This is a genomic window from Weissella sp. MSCH1, assembly GCF_045799135.1.
Classification (GTDB): Bacteria; Bacillota; Bacilli; order Lactobacillales; family Lactobacillaceae; genus Weissella.
Genome location: NZ_JBJMBA010000023.1, coordinates 1 through 17,811 on the forward strand (window position 1 = coordinate 1; position 17,811 = coordinate 17,811).

Genomic DNA, 17,811 nt, shown 5'->3' on the forward strand with positions numbered 1-17,811 from the left:
GGTTCAAAGTCAAATGGTACTGATGACCGGTAAAATTTAATATTTTGAACCTTGCTTAGGCAGCTGATTTCACATTGTTGAGATCAGCTGCCTTTTGCTTATAGTTCATTGAGTAGAAACTATTCTTGAATGAGATAAGAATACGTAGACGGAAGTTTTTGAAACTACGGAAGCCGTATGCCGTACGCTTAATTGCTTTGATTTTATTGTTTGAACCTTCAATTGGTCCATTTGAGAATCCGTAGATGAAGCTGTTTATTATTTCGCCGAAGTGCTTGCGGATAGTGCGACGAGCCTTCTTCATTGCCTTTGGCAATGAGCGGTATTGGGCATCATTTTTTGTGGGGTGTAGAACAGATTTGAGTTCAGCTTCATCACGAGTTTCGATGGCGTAAAGAATCCCTTGGTAGAAAGCGTATGCGTCACGCAGTTCATCAGAGAGCGCCAGTAGGCGGTCGATAACTTCTTTATCAGTTAAATAGGCATGCTTAAAATTGATTCGATTTTTTCGGGTCGTGTAATCAAGCGCAGTTTCGTGCTTCATAAGTAGTTTCCAGAACCGCTTTAGTTGGCGATACTCTTTGCTGTCTGATCCGAATCGCTTCATAACGCTGATTCGAACCTTGTTGAGTTCACGGTATGATTGAGTTACAACGTGAAATCTATCAGCCACGATGTTTGCGTTTGGAAACAAATCCTTAATCATGGCTCGGTAAGGAGTAAATAAGTCTACCGTTATGGTTTTAACAGCAGCTCGAGCTGCTGGGCTGTATTGATTGAAATAGGCACGGAGTTGACCAGCACCGCGATCCTTCATGACGTCTAGAATGCGGTGGTTAACAGAATCGATTAAAATCATGCTCATTCCGTTAGTTGCGAACTTACCTGATTTGAAGTCATCGAACGCGATGCTTTGGGGGAGGTAATGGAAATTTGTTTTGTTGTAAACGAATAAGCCTTCGGCTGCGCGCATTACGGTTTGTGTTGATATGTTGTTGTCTAAGGCAATGTGCTTTTGACTAACGTTTTCGCTTAGTTCCATTGCTGCGGTTTGTTTAACCTTATCGATGATATGGTTGTTTGGTTGAATGTCGCTGAGGTGCGCAATAGACGTGTGTCCACATTTCTTGCATAGGAATTTTTGCTTTCGAATTCTATAGTTTTGAAACTTGAATGCGCTACGTGGCCCTTTATGAGTAACCATTTTGGTACCGTTGTGAACCATTGGAGTTCCACACTTTTCGCAGTTGGTAGCGTATGTCAGAAGGAGATTCCAAGTAATTGTGGCTGTTCCGTTGAGATTAGTTTCACTGAAGTGTTGTTCTGCTTTTGGATCAAATTCGACATTTAAGTCTGTTAATCCAATTAAAATTCTGATATCGTTATCCATGTTGGGATATCCTTTCGAGGGTATTTTGGGCAGACTGGTTGCAGCTGGTCTGTCCTTTTTTATTTTTACACCCAAAAACCAAAAAAGGTACCAACAACCAATCGCGTGAGCGAGTGGTCATCAGTACCAAATATTTTAGAGCCAAATTAAGGAAGCGATGGCCGATACATCGCTTCCTTTTTGTTAAAATAAGGGTATTGATCAGCGAGGATGGGGGTTCGAAGCCTGATTTGCTGTAATATTCTGAAAACAGGAAAGAATTATGACAATATTTTATACGCTGGTGCCGATGATACTCACCATTATTATTGCGAACCTTTTGTCGCAAGCAATGCCACGAGTACCCAAGGCATTTTGGCAAATCTTAGGTGGTATTATTCTGGCAATGATTCCAGTGTTGCGCCACTCAGTTGTAGAGCTTGACCCGGAATGGTTTATGATGCTGATAATTGCGCCATTGCTATTTTATGAAGGTCAACGAACTGACGTGCGATTGGTATCTAAAAACTTCCGTGCCATTATTAGTTTGGCAGGGATTATTGCTGTGATGACGGTTGTGGTGTTGATGTTATTTGGTCACTGGGCCATTGGTTGGGCGTTACCGATGGCTTTGGCTTTGGCTGCGATTGTCACACCAACGGATGCCACTGCATTAGAGTCAGTTACAGAAGGGCTAGCAGTTCCTAAAGGGATTGGCCGGGCCTTAAATTTGGAATCATTGTTCAATGACGCCACTGGTTTGGTTGTTTTGGAGCTGGCCCTTCTTTGGATGAATACGGGGACGTTTTCATTTGTTCACGGCTTTGAAGAATTCTTAGTTGTCGCAGGTGGTGGCGCCATTGTTGGGGCAATTGCCGGGGTGGTGTTGTTATATATCCGCCAGCACCTCTTGAGAGCCCAATTTGACGATACAGTAGCGCATGTTATGATCTACCTACTATCGCCAATTCTCGTATACGGGCTGGCAGAACACACTGGCGTCTCAGGAATTATCGCGGTGGTGGTGATGGGGATTATCTCGAACGAAGAAAAACACCACACGCAATTTATGTCATCACAATTAAATAACTTGAATAATCAATTAACAACGATTGTTTCACAGTTATTGAATGGACTTGTGTTTGTGTTGTTAGGCTTATCATTGGTACGAGTGTTCAGGACGTATCTCCATGAACCAATCGCAACATGGTTAGGGTACATTGGCATCGGATTGGCAATTTATGCTGTGATGACAGCGTTTAGGCACATTATGATTGAACGGGTTGACCGCGATTCGCCAATGGCATCAATGGTTGATCAGACACATAAAAATCGTGATGCGTGGATTTTCGCATTAGGTGGCGTTCACGGAACCGTGACGATGGCTATGGCTTTTTCATTGCCGTTGACGTTAACAAATGGTCAGGCATTCCCACACCGTGATATGTTGCTCTTGATTGCGGCTAACGTGATTATTGTCAGCCTGGTAGCACCCTTGTTTATCTTGCCACGCCTTTTGCCAAAGGTTCAGGCTGATTATGATATGACCGAGTACTCGCAAGCACATATTGCGATGATTAACGCAGGTATGGCATATGTTGAGACACTGAATGTTTCTAATTCTGTTAAGCGGAATGTGATTGGCCAACTACAAGATCAGCTGGGATATGGGGCTGATCAATTGGACCGGGCGCTCTGGCAACGGGCGCAAACCGATATTCAACGGGTGACAGACGATGCGGTAGATGCCGCGATTGATGCTGGCTTAGTCTCACAAGCGACGATGGTTTACTATCGCCGTGTGAAAGCGAATGCTGATGCACGCTGGGCCCGTGGATCAAATAATGTCCGGATGTGGTTCCGTATTCTGGAAGGCGTTGTGCTACGACTGGTAAATACCCGCCAAATTAAACCTGAAGAACGTATGCATAAAATTGCAGCTAAGATGCAACGACGAGTTGATCGGTTACAACATAAGGCAGCAAGACGTACGTTAACGGAACATGAACAGCATGATTTGGAACAAACTTTGCGGATGCAGAAAAAATTTGCGGCCGTCAAGCGGATGAATTACCACAGTCCAGAAGATGCCGTTGCCAAGTATCAATCGAGTCGTGAATTGGTATTTACGGAAATTGCGGAAATTAGTGAACCAGCGGTGACGGAATTTATTGCGCATGCTGAATCAAGTGACGAAGATCCACGTTATGTAGTGGCACTGCGCGATGTAGCTGCGCAAGAGCGTGATCGTTTCCACGACCAGCAAGTATCCACGGCTGAAGAGCAGGCGGTACTGTTGGGGGCGCTGGGAGCAGAGTTGACGTACGTGCAGGATGGTCGTCAAAATGACCGTTTCAGTGCAGCGTTAATTAATGAACTATATAACGAAGTCACGTCTGCACAAGCATTAGTTTTAGCGACTGACTCAGAAGAGTAGGATAAAAACCTCATCGTTAACCGATTTTGTGCTTGGTTAGCGGTGAGGTTTTTAACATGCCTTTCGCCGTATTTTTTTTAGATAAATCATGAAGGGGCATGATTTATATGGGCATGGTTGCTGTGATAGAATAGTAAGTATCACAAACGTTTAGAATTAGGAGATAACATGGCAATTTACGATCCAACAAAGCGTCCAGCAGACAGCTTTGATACGCACACGCACTTGAATGATGAAGCTTTCTGGCATGATGTGGCGGCTTACTGGGCACGTGCACGTGAATATCGTGTCGTTGAAATGAATGTGGTTGGTTACGATACAGTCGGTAATCAACGTGCCATTGAAATCGCTCATGAATTTGAAGGGGTAAATGCCATCGTTGGTTGGCAACCGGGCGAAAGTGGCGACTTTAAGCCTGAAGATATTGCCACTTTGCGCGAACAATTAGCTGACCCAGCGGTTGTTGGTGTTGGTGAAATGGGCTTGGACTATTACTGGGAAGAAAATCCAACCCCAGACGTGCAAAAAGCGGTCTTTAAGCAACAATTAGACTTGGCACGTGAGTTCCACAAGCCGGTGACAATCCACACACGTGAAGCAACGGCGGATACGTATGATGTTTTGAAGGATGCGAACGTCGCAGAATTCGGTGGTGTGATGCACTCCTTTACAGGTACGGCAGATGAAGCCAAGCAATTCTTGGATTTGGGGATGTATATTTCATTTTCAGGCATTGCCACGTTTAAAAATGCTAAGGATGTCCATGAGACATTGCAGTCAGTGCCGTTGGATCGCCTGCTAGTTGAGACGGATGCGCCTTATTTGGCACCAACGCCAATGCGTGGCAAGCAAAACGAACCAATGTTTGTCCGTTACACGATTGCGAATATTGCTGAGCAACTTGGTATGTCATACAATGACTTAGCTACCATTACGACAGAAAACGCCCACCGCTTGTGGCACTTGGACAAGTAATGAAGATTAAAGAAGTGATTGTGGTTGAAGGTAAGGCTGATACGGAAGTACTGCGCCATGCGGTGGTGGCAGATACGATTGAAACGAATGGATCGGCTTTGTCTGAAGCAACGTTACAAGCGATTCAGCGGGCTGCACAAACACGGGGCATCATTGTCTTTACGGACCCTGATTTCAATGGTGAGCGCTTGCGTAAGCTGATTACAGCAGTCGTGCCAGATGCCAAACATGCTTTTTTAACAAAAGATGAGGCTGGGCGACAGATCAAGCATCATAGTTTAGGCATTGAGTATGCAACGGCGACTGATATTCAGCAGGCGCTGAGCAAGGTGTATACGGCAGGTGATGTGGATATGTCATCCGACATTACCCGAGCGGATTTAATTAGGTTGGGCTTAATGGCTGGAGCTAACGCAGCCCAACGCCGTGAATACGTGTCAGAACGCCTGGGCTTAGGATATGTCAATGGCAAACAACTGTTGAAGCGCTTAAATATGTTTGGCGTGACGAATGAAGAATTAAACACCGTCTTGCAAGAGATGGACGAGGAGAAGAATTAATGTCTGATGTACCTGATATTGCGACGCCTGTGCGTACGCAAGCGATTATGAACCAATTTGGTATCAACACGAAGAAGTCTTTGGGACAAAACTTTTTGACTGATATCAATATTTTGAAAAATATTGTGGCAGCTGGGGATGTACAAAAGACCGACAACGTTGTTGAAATCGGACCTGGTATCGGGGCGTTGACGGAGCAGTTGGCCCGGGCCGCTAAGCAGGTTGTGGCCTTTGAAATTGATGACCGTTTGATTCCAGTTTTGGACCACACTATGGCACCATATGATAACGTCACGATTGTGCACAATGACATTCTGAAGGTTGATTTGGAAAAGGAATTTGCCAAGCAATTCGAGGATGTGACTGCACCGTTGAAGTTGGTCGCCAACTTGCCATATTACATTACGACACCGATTCTGATGCAAGTTTTGCAATCGGGTATCCATTTCGATAATATCGTCGTGATGATGCAAAAGGAAGTTGCTGATCGCTTGTCAGCTGAACCAGGTACAAAGGATTACGGCTCATTGACGTTGGCTGTTCAATATCGCATGAATGCGAAGTTGGCCTTTACGGTTTCACGAACAGCGTTTGTGCCAAATCCAAACGTTGATTCAGCAATTATCTCATTGACGCCACGTGAGCCGTTGGCCATTCAACCACGTGATGAAAAGCGTTTATTCGAGTTGTTTAAGATTGGCTTTGTCATGCGTCGTAAGACTTTGTGGAACAATTTAACAACGGCATTTGGGAAGGGTGAAGCCATGCAGGCAAAGTTAACGGCAGCGTTGGCAGCCATTGATCTTGACCCACGAACCCGAGCTGAAAAGCTTTCTTTGGAGCGATTTGTTGAACTACATAACGCATTATTTGATGCGGGTGTTTACAACGCCTGATTTTTGCTATAATATTTCTTATTACAAAATATTTTTATTAAAGAAGAGGTAAAAAAATTATGGATTCCGGTCCGTCTATTATGACCAATATTGTTGTGATTATTATCATTTTGTTGCTGGCAGTCTTGTTTACATTGACTGAGTACTCACTGGTTAAGGTGCGTCCTTCAGCCTTGCGCGCGCTACAAGAGGCACGCAAGCGACCATCAAAAAATTTAACACATGCGATTAACATGACACACCACATGACAGAGTACCTATCAACTGCCCAAGTTGGTATTACGCTGACGTCATTGATTTTGGGTTGGTTGGGTGAGGCGTTTATTGCCAGCTTGATTATCTCATCAGGTGTGTTGCCACCAGCTATTGCACACAGTGTGGCATCTATCGCGGCAATTTTGATCTTTACCTTTATCCACGCGGTCTTTACCGATTTGGTGCCAAAGAACATTGCGATTGACCAACCGGTTAAGGTGCTATTGTTCATTGTGCGTCCCGTGATGTTTTTCCACATTGTTTTGTATCCCTTGATTTGGTTGTTTGACCGAACAGCTGCTGGGGTTACGAAGTTGCTTGGATTTAATGCACATCCCGATGAAGATATTTATTCTGAAAATGAAATTTTGTCTTTGTCTAAGGACGCCGCGGATGCTGGTGAAATTGACGAAGAAGATTTGACGTTTATGAAGCGTGCCTTTGAAATGAATGACAAGGTGGCGGTTGATATTATGATTGACCGTACGCAATTGACAGTTGTTAATGTCACGGATACGATCGGTGATGCGTTGAACTTGTACCTTGAGGAAAAGTTCTCACGTATGCCGGTGGTGGCAGATAATGATAAGGATAAGATCCTTGGTTATGTCTTTTCATATGACTTGGTTCGTCAAGGCCGTTTGAGTATGAACGCCTCTGTTCGTACGGTGTTGCGTAACTTGCCGGTCGTTTCTGAAAACCAACCGATTACGGAAGTGTTGCAAGAAATGATTGAACACCGTGCCCCAATCGTCGTTGTTAAGGACGAATATGGTGGAACATCAGGTATCGTTACGGACAAGGACGTTTATGAAGAATTGTTCGGTACAGTGCGTGATGAAATCGATGATGTCTCAGATGATTTGATTCAAAAGCTTGGTTCTGACGAAGATGGTAACATGCACTACAAGGTGTCTGGAAAGATGACGTTGTACGACTTTGAGCGATTCTTTAAGACAGAAATCAAGTCTTTCGAAGATTCAGAAATGGTGACGTTGACGGGATATGTCCTAGACGATCATCCTGACTTCCAAGTTGGTGAAGCGATTAAGATTAATAACTTTGAAATTACGGCCTTGGACTTCAAGGATGCGTACATTGAAGAATTTGAGGTCGTGGCTTTGCCTGAAGCTGAAGTTGCTGATGCTTCAAATGAAGACCAACAAAATAATTAAGCATGTAAGCAAAACCCTGATACCCATCAGGGTTTTTTGTTATAATTGGGACATTGAATATGTATAAAAAGAAAGTAGGAAGATAAAATTGAGTGAAGGACAATTATGGGGTTCAGTTGTCGTCATTATCATTGTGTTGCTATTTGCAACGCTGTTTGTGGCGGCTGAATTTGCCTTGGTTAAGGTCCGCAAAAGTGCGCTAATTGAGTTGCAAGAGAGTCGCGAAAAACCCTCGCGTAAAATTGCGACAACGATTCACATGGTTGAAAACTTGAATGAGTATCTCTCAACGACCCAAGTGGGAATTACGTTGTCTGGTTTGATTCTTGGTTGGATGGGTGAAGAGACGATTGCACACTTGTTGTTGGATGCGGGTCTTTTGCAAAAAATGACAGGGCCAAGCTCAGGTGTGATTGCTTCGATTATTGCGTTGGTTTTGTTGACGTATGTTGAGGTGGTCTTTACCGAATTGGTACCAAAAAACGTTTCGATTGATTTTCCGGTTAAGGTATCATTATTTGTGGCAACGCCATTGCGTTTGTTCCACATCATTTTCTACCCATTCGTATGGTTGCTGAATGTCTCTGCGACAGGTGTCACACGCTTGTTTGGCATGAAGCCAGCTAGTGAAGGTGATGAGGTTTACTCAGAAGCTGAAATTTTGAGTTTGTCACGTACCGCAGCGCGCAGTGGGCAACTGGATGAAGAAGATTACGTCTTTATGCAACGTGCCTTTGAAATGAATGACAAGGTGGCGGCTGATATTATGATTGACCGGACCCAGTTGGATGTTGTTGATATCACAGACACGGTGCATGATACGTTACAACGCTATTTTGAGACGAAGCACTCACGCTTCCCAGTGGTTGCTGATAATGACAAGGACAAGATTTTAGGTTACGTATTTAACTACGATTTGATGCGTCAGTCGCAAGTGAATGACCAAATTTCAGTCCGGAAGATTATTCGTCGGATGCCAACGATTTCTGAAAATATGCCAATTCAAGATGTTTTGCAAGAGATGATTGCGCGTCGGACGCCAATTGTGATTGTGAAGGATGAATACGGTGGTACGTCAGGTATTGTGACGGACAAGGATATTTATGAAGAGCTGTTTGGCTCAGTGCGTGATGAAATGGATGCTGTTGCGGATGATTTAGTTGAAAAGATGGGATCAGACGAAAAGGGTAACATGCACTATAAGGTATCCGGTAAGATGACGTTGTATGATTTCGAACGATACTTCCACACGGATATTCGCCCATTTGATGACTCAGAAATGGTGACGCTAACGGGATTCTTCTTGGAAGAAAAGCCAAACCCAACTGTGGGTGAAGCAATTCGCGTTGTGGACTTTGAAATTAAGCCACTCGATTTTAAGGATGCATATATTAATGAATTTGAAGTCTCACGTCAATCAAATGACGTGGCGACGGATACAGAAACTAAATAATAGGTAACAAAAAATCCCTGAGCGACAAAATTTGTCGCTCAGGGATTTTAATTTTTAGGCGAAAGTGATCTCGATGTTGTCCGTCAAGATATCCGTGTAACTGAATGAAGCACGGTCGAATTCATTACCATCTTGCTTCAAGTCCAATACGAATACTGAACGGAACGTTTCGCGTACGACAGCTTCGTGCTCAATCGTACGGTGGCGGCTCTCGTGGGTAACCAACGTAATTGGCTCGCCGATGTGATCGTCTAATTGTTGCTTAATTTCTGCTAATGCTGCAGGCATAAGGCACTCCTTTCGTGAGGCTGTCCTCACAACCAGCGACAAATGAAATCGCTGCGTAAAACCGGTGCACAAAAAGTGTGCACCAAACCTATCGTTAATTTTAGCATAAAAAAAGAAAATTAACAACACGAAATAATTTTATCAAGCATTTTGTAAAATTAGATTTTTGGAGATGATTTTACAGATCTGGGGGGAAATAACATAATTCCGAATAGCGCAACAAGTGGTCGGGGAGAATTGTCGGAAAAGCAAACGTTTTGATTTAGCGTGGCTGATTGTGTTGCGTTTCGCCGAACATTTGATAAATGGCACTTATTTAATTGCCGTACTATTGAATAAGTCAAGACTTGTATAGTTCGTGAATTCTGTTAATCTTGAATTATAAACACAGCAAGAGGGGATTGCGATAATGAAAGACGAACGAATTGGGTGGCCGGCGTATTTTATGATGCAAGCAGCGATGCTGGCTTCGCGTAGTACCTGTACACGCCTGCACGTTGGCGCGGTAGTCGTCAAAGATGGCCGAATCATTGCGAGTGGCTATAACGGTTCAGTTACCGGTACACCACACTGCACGGAAGTTGGTGATTTATTGGTAGATGGACACTGCATTCGGGCGGTTCACGCCGAACAGAATGCTTTGATGCAATTAGCAAAGATGGGAATTGCGGCAGAAGGTGCTGAAATCTACGTGACAGATTTTCCGTGTGTCCACTGCACGAAGTTTTTGTTGCAAGCGGGTATTAAGAAAATAAACTATTTGCGTAATTATAATAATGACGAATTTGCAATGTCATTGATTAAGGCGAAAAATGTCGCCTTGCAACAAGTGCCATTGACGAAAGCAGATGTTCAGTTAGTCGATTTTGAAAAGTACGTAATGGAGGGGAACTAATGAGTCAGAATGAACAAGCATATCTGGATTTAGCACAGGAAGTGTTAGAGACGGGGCATGCCAAAGGTGATCGAACGGGGACGGGGACGCGGTCGCTGTTTGGTCGCCAGATGCGCTTTGACATGGCGGAGGGTTTTCCGCTGCTCACAACAAAGCGAGTGCCGTTTGGTTTGATTAAGAGTGAGTTGTTGTGGTTCTTGCAAGGAAATACCAATATTCGATTCCTCTTGGAACATAACAATCATATTTGGGATGAGTGGGCATTCAAGAACTGGATTGAATCAGCAGATTACACTGGGCCAGATATGACTGATTTTGGGCGCCGTTCATTAGTTGATGAAGCGTTTAAGTCACAATATGATGAACAACATCAATTGTTTGTGGACCGAATTCTAGCGGATGATGAATTTGCTAAGCAATATGGTGAACTTGGGGATGTTTATGGTGCGCAATGGCGTCATTGGCGTAAGGTGCAGGGTGGATTTATCGATCAGATTGACGATGTGGTCAACCAAATTAAGACCAACCCTAATTCACGTCGATTGATTGTAACGGCGTGGAATCCAGAAAATGTGCCATCGCAAGCATTGCCACCATGTCACACGCTTTTCCAGTTTTATGTGGCCGATGGCAAATTGAGCTTGCAACTGTACCAACGTTCGGCAGACATTTTCTTGGGCGTGCCGTTTAACATTGCGTCATATTCGCTGCTGTTGCACATGGTTGCCGCACAAACGGGACTCGAAGCAGGTGAATTTGTCCACACGTTGGGGGATGCACATATTTACTCTAATCACATTGCGCAAGTGACTGAACAGTTGTCACGCGAGATGGTTGAATTACCACAATTAGTATTGAATCCAGATGTAAAATCAATTTTTGACTATACGATGGATGATATTAAAGTAGAGGGCTATAAGCCGGCTAAGTCGATTAAGGCGCCGGTAGCTGTTTAAAAAATAGACACGAAAAAGACGCTCCGTTGCTAGATATGCTGACGGGGCGTCCTTTTTGTATTAAAATGAATAGGTTACGATAAGTTTCATTAAAGTTCTAGCTCGTAATATTAAAAAGATAACTAAAACAGTCAAGAAAGTTGATTGCCTGGTTACTGACCAGACAAGAGAGGAGACGCTCATGGATAATGAGCCAAATTCACGTTCTGCACGTCGAGAGGCAGAACGTGCGGCTAATGACCCGCTGAGTAAGGTACGAATGCCGAATTTGAATCCCAAAGGGGACGGGCCAAAGTTCGACAAAGTGCGGGTACGTAATACAATTTTGGCAGTCGTAGCTGTGATTGTATTGGCCGTGGGAGTGATGTTTGGTATTGCCTACAATAATACAAAGAACGCAGTGGATGATGCTTATCAAAGCACTGGTTTGAAAAAAGCTCGCGACGTGTCAGATGTGTTGTCAGATGGTAAGCCATTCTCGATTTTACTATTGGGAACTGATACAGGGGGACTGGGACGTGACTATAAGGGACGTACAGATTCATTGATGCTAGTGACCGTTAATCCGAAGAAGGATAAAGTGACGATTATGTCATTGCCACGTGATTCGGTGATTGCCCCAGTTGGTTATGAGGATGAATTCCCACAGAAGTTGAATTCAGCTTACGAATTTGGTTCGGCCAAGACGACTATTCAAACCATTCAAGATTGGCTAAATGTACCGATTGATTTCTACGCGCTTGTTAATATGGGCGGTATGGAAAAGGTCATTAATGAACTTGATGGGGTGAAGGTAAAGTCACCGCTGACCTTTGCGTATAACCCTTATACGGCGCATGATGACGCAGGTTACTTGTTTAGCTTCAAGAAGGGCTCATCAACGTATACGTTTACGGCCCAAGATGGCGTGACGCACACTTACCATAAGATGGACGGTAAGGCAGCGTTGGCATTCTCTCGTATGCGTTATGATGATCCGCAAGGTGATTACGGTCGCCAGGAACGCCAACGTATGGTGCTCGAAGCAATCGTTGATAAGGCAAAGAGCAATCCAACGAAGCTCGTGAATGCGAAGTTCTTGGATACCTTGTCAGATTCAACGAAGACTGATTTGACCTTTGGAGATATGACGACCATTATTTCGAAGTACTTGAGTGCTGCGAAGAATATCAAGACTGATCATGCCCAGGGAACTGAAGTGACATTGTCTTCGGGATCTTCTGAGTTGATTTCACCAGAAGAAAAGCAACGTGTAACCAATGTTTTGCGCAAGTCATTGGGCTTGAAGCACAAGAAGACTGGTAACATGTACGGTGGTGAAGTTACAGCGGCAACGCTGTTGGCAAACGGCTTGGTAACCACCGGTGCTTCTGATATTGATGATTCTGAATCGGATGACAGTAGCACAGCGACGGGTACAGACGCAACGACTGGTGCCACGACATATGGCACGGGCACAACGGCTGATACAACCGGAGCAACAACTAATTATTATGGTCAATAATGACTGAAAAGAACGAGACTAGGATAGAATCCGGGGTCTCGTTCTTTTTTTCTAGCCAAAAATTTCGGCCTATTGAAAAATGAAAGCGCTTGCATCTTTGTGACGCCTACAATAGACTGAACTTGTTAGCATGTGTAACTAAATTGAACGCAATTGGGGAGTTACATATCATTTACATGTCTGATGTATGTTAACGTCATGAAAATGATTGAAATTAAACATACGAATGCACATGCGCGTTCACATTTTGGGCATAATTCGCCCAACAATTGCGCGAATGTAAACGCTATCATTAAGTATGTAATAAAAAAACGGGGATTTTTAGTTAATAGGGGTAAGAAAACATGGCACAAGACTTTAAAAAGTTAGCACGCAATGTTGTGGCTGGTGTTGGTGGCGCTGAAAATGTTACGAATTTGACACACTGCATGACGCGTTTGCGCTTTATTTTGAAAGATGAGAGCAAGGCCGATGATACAAAAGTGAAGAACATTCCGGGTGTTATGGGGTTAGTGAAGCAGGGTGGCCAATATCAAGTGATCATTGGCAATAACGTGGCCGCTGCCTACAAGGAAATTTTGCCACTTGGTGTTGAAGGTAGTGTTGCACAAGACGATGCGCCAAAGGAAAAGCAAAAGTGGACGCCAAAGCGCGTGGGCATGACGATTTTGGATGCCATTATTGGGACGATGACACCGCTGATTCCAGCGATTATCGGGGGCTCGATGGTGAAGCTGCTTGCGATGTTATTGCTCATGACGGGTGTTGCAGGTGAAACATCATCAACGTATGTCTTGTTAAATACCATTGGGGATGCCTCATTCTTCTTCTTGCCAATTTTGGTGGCAGTATCAGCCTCGAAGAAGTTTGGTACGAACACATACTTAGCTGTCGCAATTGCTGGGTTGATGGTTCACCCAGCATTTATGGATTTGATGGCTAAGGCAGCTGAAGGTCAAGCTGTGACGTTGGCGATGATTCCGATTACGTCAGTGAAGTATACGTACACAATTATTCCTGCCATCGTCATGGCATGGTTGCTACGTTACATTGAAGCAGGTGTTGATCGTATTACGCCAGTGGTGATGAAGAACTTCTTGAAGCCAATGTTGATTTTGTTGGTGGGAGCGGTGATTGCCATTTCATTGGTTGGACCAATGGGTGTTTGGCTTGGTAACGGTATCTCAGCCGTTGTTTACGGTATTCACGGTAAGCTTGGCTGGTTAGCTGTTGCGATTGTCGGGGCGATTTGGCCATTGTTGGTGATGACGGGGATGCACCGTGTGTTTACACCAACGATTGTGACGACGATTGCCGAAACTGGTTCAGAAGCAATGGTTATGCCATCTGAAATTGGCGCTAATATGTCACTTGGTGGTGCTTCGTTGGCCGTTGCGATGAAGACGAAGAATCGTGAATTGCGTCAAACAGCTTTGGCGGCAGCGTCTTCAGCATTGATTGCAGGAATTACAGAGCCAGCTTTGTATGGTGTCGCAATTCGTTTGAAGCGACCAATGATTGCTTCAGTGATTACCGGCTTTATTGCTGGTGCGGTTGCAGGTTTGGCAGGCTTGGCTTCCCACTCAATGGCAGCGCCGGGCTTGTTTACGTCAGTGCAATTTATTGATAAAGACAACCCAACTAGCATTTTGTGGATTGCAGCCGTTATGGCAATCTCAGTAGTCGTGTCATTTGCTTTGACATTGATTATTGGGTTTGAAGATATTCCAGTCGAAGATGACGAAGCAGATATGACAAATGACGGCAGCGTTAAGCTAATGGCACCGATGACTGGTATGGCTAAGGGCTTGCACGATGTTGCTGATGAAGTGTTCTCAAAGGGCTTGCTTGGTAAGGGAATGGCAATCGATCCAGAAGATGGTAAGGTTGTGTCACCAATTGCAGGTACTGTCACAACGGTCTTTCCAACGAAGCACGCCATCGGCTTGACAGACGATAACGGTGTGGAAGTGTTGATTCACGTTGGTATTGATACGGTTTCATTAAATGGTGAACCATTCACGGCTAAGGTGGCAGCGGGAGATCGCGTTGCAGTCGGTGACGAGTTGTTGGAAGCGGACCTGGATGCCATCAAGGCGGCCGGATTGCCAACGACGACAATGGTTGTGATTACAAATTCAGATCAATTTAAGGATATTGCGCCAGTGGAGCCGGGGCACGTTTCATTCAAGGAGCATGTGATGGAAGTGTTCCACCATGACAAGGAAGCAGACACGGAACCAGCAATGGCGTAAGTTTAACGAAGAAGAGGGCAGAGATTTATGACGACGAATACTGTATTTCCAGCAGATTTCTTGTGGGGTGGCGCAATTGCTGCCAATCAAACTGAAGGGGCTTGGCATGAAGGTGGCCGTGGCACGAGTAACATTGATATGTTGCCAATTGGCGACAAGCGGATGCCGGTTAAGTTGGGTCAAGTGGCGCAACCTGAATTGGACGAAACGTTGTACTATCCAAGCCATACCGGAATTGATTTTTATCACCGCTACAAGGACGATATTGCCCTGCTAGCAGAAATGGGCTTGAAAGTATTCCGAACATCAATTTCATGGAGTCGCTTGTATCCAAATGGTGATGAAGAGACGCCTAATCCGGCAGGGGTTGCCTACTATCGCTCGCTATTCGAAACGTGCCGTGAGCATGGTATGGAAGTCTTGGTAACATTGGCGCACTTTGATGTACCGATGGGCTTAGTAACCGGCTATGGTTCATGGCGTAGTCGTGAGATGATTACTTTCTTCACCCGCTATGCGAAGACATGTTTTGAAGAATTTGGTGATGTAGTTAAGTACTGGATTACATTTAATGAAATTAACATTATCTTGCACAGTCCATTTTCTGGGGCTGGGTTAGCATTCCAACCTGGTGAAAATCAAAAGCAGGTCACGTATCAAGCGGCGCACCACGTGTTGGTTGCAAGTGCGTTGACGGTGAAGATGATTCATGAGATGTTGCCAACTGCCCAAGTTGGATGCATGATTGCAGGCGGTAGTTTCTACCCTTATACGAGTAAACCGGAAGACGTTTGGCAGTCAATGCTAGATGACCACGACAATACATTCTTTATTGACGTGCAGGCACGTGGTTATTACCCATCGTACATGAAGAGTTTGTTGGCTTCTAAGGGTGTTGATGCGATTGAGATGGCTGACGGCGACGAAGAAATCTTGAAGAATACCGTTGATTTTGTGTCATTCAGTTACTATGCGTCACGTACATCGGCGCACAACTTAGATGAGTTGACGGCCAATGAAGGTAACGTCGTGAAGTCAGCTAAGAACCCTTACTTACCAACGAGTAAGTGGGGCTGGGTTATTGATCCGCTTGGCTTGCGCATTACGATGAACCAGTTGTATGACCGTTATCAAAAGCCGTTGTTCTTAGTTGAAAATGGTTTGGGCGCTGAAGACACAGTTGCTGCTGATGGGTCAATCAATGATGATTACCGCATTGATTACTTCCGTGAGCACATTAAGGCGATGGCCGACGGAATGGCTGATGGTGTGCCATTGATGGGTTATATTGCCTGGGGTGTAATCGATTTGGTCGCGGCCTCAACAGGCCAAATGACTAAGCGTTACGGGATGGTTTACGTGGATAAGAACAACGACGGTAGCGGTTCTTTGAAGCGTTCGAAAAAGAAGTCGTTTGATTGGTATAAGCAAGTTATCGCTTCAAATGGGACGGTCTTGTCATAAATGTTAAAAGGTTGGTGCAGAGATTTCTGTCCCAACCTCTTTTGTTTAGAATTATCAATTGTAAAGCCACTGTTTACGTAACGCATACTGAATCAAAAAGAAATCATAATTAAGCCTAAATATTGGACGAGTAGTCTAATAAGTGTAGAAGGGATTGGACAACTTCATAAAACGAACTAATAATCATAATTTTTGTTTTTGTTAAAACGTTTAACGTCAAAAATGAACAAATATGATGTTGACGTAAATAATGTTCGTTGTTATCCTTAATACAACCTTTAAATGGGTTGCCAATTTAGGTAATGATAATTAGGAACAGACAACTAAGGAGTACTAGGGGACATGTTTAAAAAGCTTGTTGCGGGTGCTGCAGTTACGATTGCAGCCTCAACATTAGTTACAGCATTGCCAGCGGCATCAGTTAACGCAGCTGACAAAAAGGTTGATTTGAAGGAATTGAATGTACAGTTCGTTCCATCATCACAGGCTGACACAATTCAAGCCAAGGCTAAGCCATTGGAGAAGTTGTTGAAGGCCCAATTGGGTATTCCAGTTCACGTAACAATCTCAACGGACTACAACACAGTCGTTGAGGCAATGGGTTCAAAGAAGGTTGACATGGGCTTCTTGCCACCTGACCCATATGTACAAGCTCACAAGCAATACGGTGCAAAGGTTATCTTGCAATCACAACGCTACGGCATTAACGACAAGAAGGGGGACGGTTCAAATACCGACAAGCTTGTTGATTACTACCGTGCTGAAGTGCTGGTTAAGAAGGACTCAAAGATTAAGTCTGTTAAGGATTTGAAGGGTAAGAAGATTGCCGTGCAAGACACGACGTCGGATGCAGGGTACATGTTCCCGGTTGTTGACTTGAAGAAGAAGGGTGTCAACGTCGTGAAGGACGCAAAGTTGGTGACAGTTAAGGGTCACGATCAAGGTGTGCTATCAGTAATGAACGGTGACACAGATGCAGCCTTCGTCTTTGATGACGCACGTAACGTCGTTAAGAAGGATAACCCAGATGTCTTTAAGGACACGCGTGTTTTGACATACACAGCTAAGATTCCGAATGATACCATTGCCTTGCGTAAGGGTATTTCAAAGGCTGATACCAAGGCGATCCAAAACGCGATGATTAAGGTATCAAAGACAACCGAAGGTAAGAAGGTTTTGAACGATGTATACAGCTGGGCTGGTGTTGCAAAGTCAAAGGATTCAAACTTTAACGTTGTCCGTAAGTACCAAAAGGCTGTTGAAGGTATCAACTAAGGCTAAATTAAATAAGGCTGATTGGTCACATGGAGGCCAACAGTGATGACAAAT

14 protein-coding genes are annotated in these 17,811 nt (G+C 44.3%); 12 read left to right on the plus strand and 2 right to left on the minus strand.

What is annotated here, in order from left to right:
- Positions 1-55: 55 nt before the first annotated feature.
- A complete protein-coding gene (locus ACJ28U_RS01155; RefSeq protein ID WP_407618136.1) occupies positions 56-1,390 on the minus strand; it encodes an ISL3 family transposase in 1,335 nt (444 codons plus the stop codon).
- Positions 1,391-1,652: 262 nt separating this feature from the next.
- Between ACJ28U_RS01155 and ACJ28U_RS01160 the strand changes: the two genes are divergently transcribed.
- The 6 genes from ACJ28U_RS01160 to ACJ28U_RS01185 all read left to right on the plus strand — a co-directional run bounded on the left by ACJ28U_RS01160 (position 1,653) and on the right by ACJ28U_RS01185 (position 9,120).
- Positions 1,653-3,806 carry a cation:proton antiporter gene (locus tag ACJ28U_RS01160; protein WP_407618137.1) on the plus strand — a complete coding sequence of 718 codons (2,154 nt, stop codon included), beginning with the start codon at positions 1,653-1,655 and terminating at the stop codon, positions 3,804-3,806.
- Between the two features lie 168 nt (positions 3,807-3,974).
- Positions 3,975-4,781: a TatD family hydrolase gene (locus ACJ28U_RS01165; protein ID WP_099087668.1), complete on the plus strand. Its 807-nt coding sequence runs from the start codon at positions 3,975-3,977 to the stop codon at positions 4,779-4,781.
- Positions 4,781-5,341 carry a ribonuclease M5 gene (gene rnmV, locus ACJ28U_RS01170; protein ID WP_407618138.1) on the plus strand — a complete coding sequence of 187 codons (561 nt, stop codon included), beginning with the start codon at positions 4,781-4,783 and terminating at the stop codon, positions 5,339-5,341. Before ACJ28U_RS01165 ends, rnmV begins: the two co-directional genes overlap by 1 nt.
- Positions 5,341-6,237, plus strand: a complete 897-nt coding sequence (gene rsmA, locus ACJ28U_RS01175) for a 16S rRNA (adenine(1518)-N(6)/adenine(1519)-N(6))-dimethyltransferase RsmA (protein ID WP_010373984.1) — start codon at positions 5,341-5,343, stop codon at positions 6,235-6,237. The genes rnmV and rsmA overlap by 1 nt, the downstream gene beginning before the upstream one ends.
- A gap of 59 nt (positions 6,238-6,296) precedes the next feature.
- Positions 6,297-7,667 carry a hemolysin family protein gene (locus ACJ28U_RS01180; RefSeq protein WP_043941993.1) on the plus strand — a complete coding sequence of 457 codons (1,371 nt, stop codon included), beginning with the start codon at positions 6,297-6,299 and terminating at the stop codon, positions 7,665-7,667.
- Between the two features lie 88 nt (positions 7,668-7,755).
- Complete coding sequence (locus ACJ28U_RS01185) at positions 7,756-9,120, plus strand: hemolysin family protein (RefSeq protein WP_099087666.1); 1,365 nt, start codon at positions 7,756-7,758, stop codon at positions 9,118-9,120.
- A gap of 54 nt (positions 9,121-9,174) precedes the next feature.
- On the opposite strand, the gene ACJ28U_RS01190 is transcribed toward ACJ28U_RS01185, so the two are convergent.
- On the minus strand, positions 9,175-9,408 hold the full coding sequence (locus ACJ28U_RS01190; RefSeq protein WP_010373978.1) for a Veg family protein: 234 nt from the start codon (positions 9,406-9,408) through the stop codon (positions 9,175-9,177).
- Between the two features lie 409 nt (positions 9,409-9,817).
- Here ACJ28U_RS01190 and ACJ28U_RS01195 point away from each other — a divergent pair, with 409 nt between their 5' ends.
- The 6 genes from ACJ28U_RS01195 (at position 9,818) to ACJ28U_RS01220 (ending at position 17,757) form a co-directional block, all read left to right on the plus strand.
- Entirely contained in the window at positions 9,818-10,303 is a 486-nt protein-coding gene (locus ACJ28U_RS01195) for a ComE operon protein 2 (protein WP_407618139.1), read from the plus strand.
- The gene (locus ACJ28U_RS01200) at positions 10,303-11,259 is read left to right on the plus strand and encodes a thymidylate synthase (RefSeq protein ID WP_407618140.1); all 957 of its coding nucleotides are present in this window, start codon (positions 10,303-10,305) and stop codon (positions 11,257-11,259) included. The genes ACJ28U_RS01195 and ACJ28U_RS01200 overlap by 1 nt, the downstream gene beginning before the upstream one ends.
- A 181-nt stretch (positions 11,260-11,440) precedes the next feature.
- Positions 11,441-12,763 carry an LCP family protein gene (locus ACJ28U_RS01205; RefSeq protein WP_407618141.1) on the plus strand — a complete coding sequence of 441 codons (1,323 nt, stop codon included), beginning with the start codon at positions 11,441-11,443 and terminating at the stop codon, positions 12,761-12,763.
- 344 nt (positions 12,764-13,107) lie between these two features.
- Entirely contained in the window at positions 13,108-15,018 is a 1,911-nt protein-coding gene (gene ascF, locus ACJ28U_RS01210; protein WP_407618142.1) for a PTS cellobiose/arbutin/salicin transporter subunit IIBC, read from the plus strand.
- Positions 15,019-15,045: 27 nt separating this feature from the next.
- Positions 15,046-16,482: a 6-phospho-beta-glucosidase gene (gene ascB, locus ACJ28U_RS01215; protein ID WP_407618143.1), complete on the plus strand. Its 1,437-nt coding sequence runs from the start codon at positions 15,046-15,048 to the stop codon at positions 16,480-16,482.
- 342 nt (positions 16,483-16,824) lie between these two features.
- Positions 16,825-17,757, plus strand: coding sequence for a phosphate/phosphite/phosphonate ABC transporter substrate-binding protein (locus ACJ28U_RS01220; RefSeq protein ID WP_010373964.1), 933 nt, complete (start codon positions 16,825-16,827; stop codon positions 17,755-17,757).
- Positions 17,758-17,811: the final 54 nt, after the last annotated feature.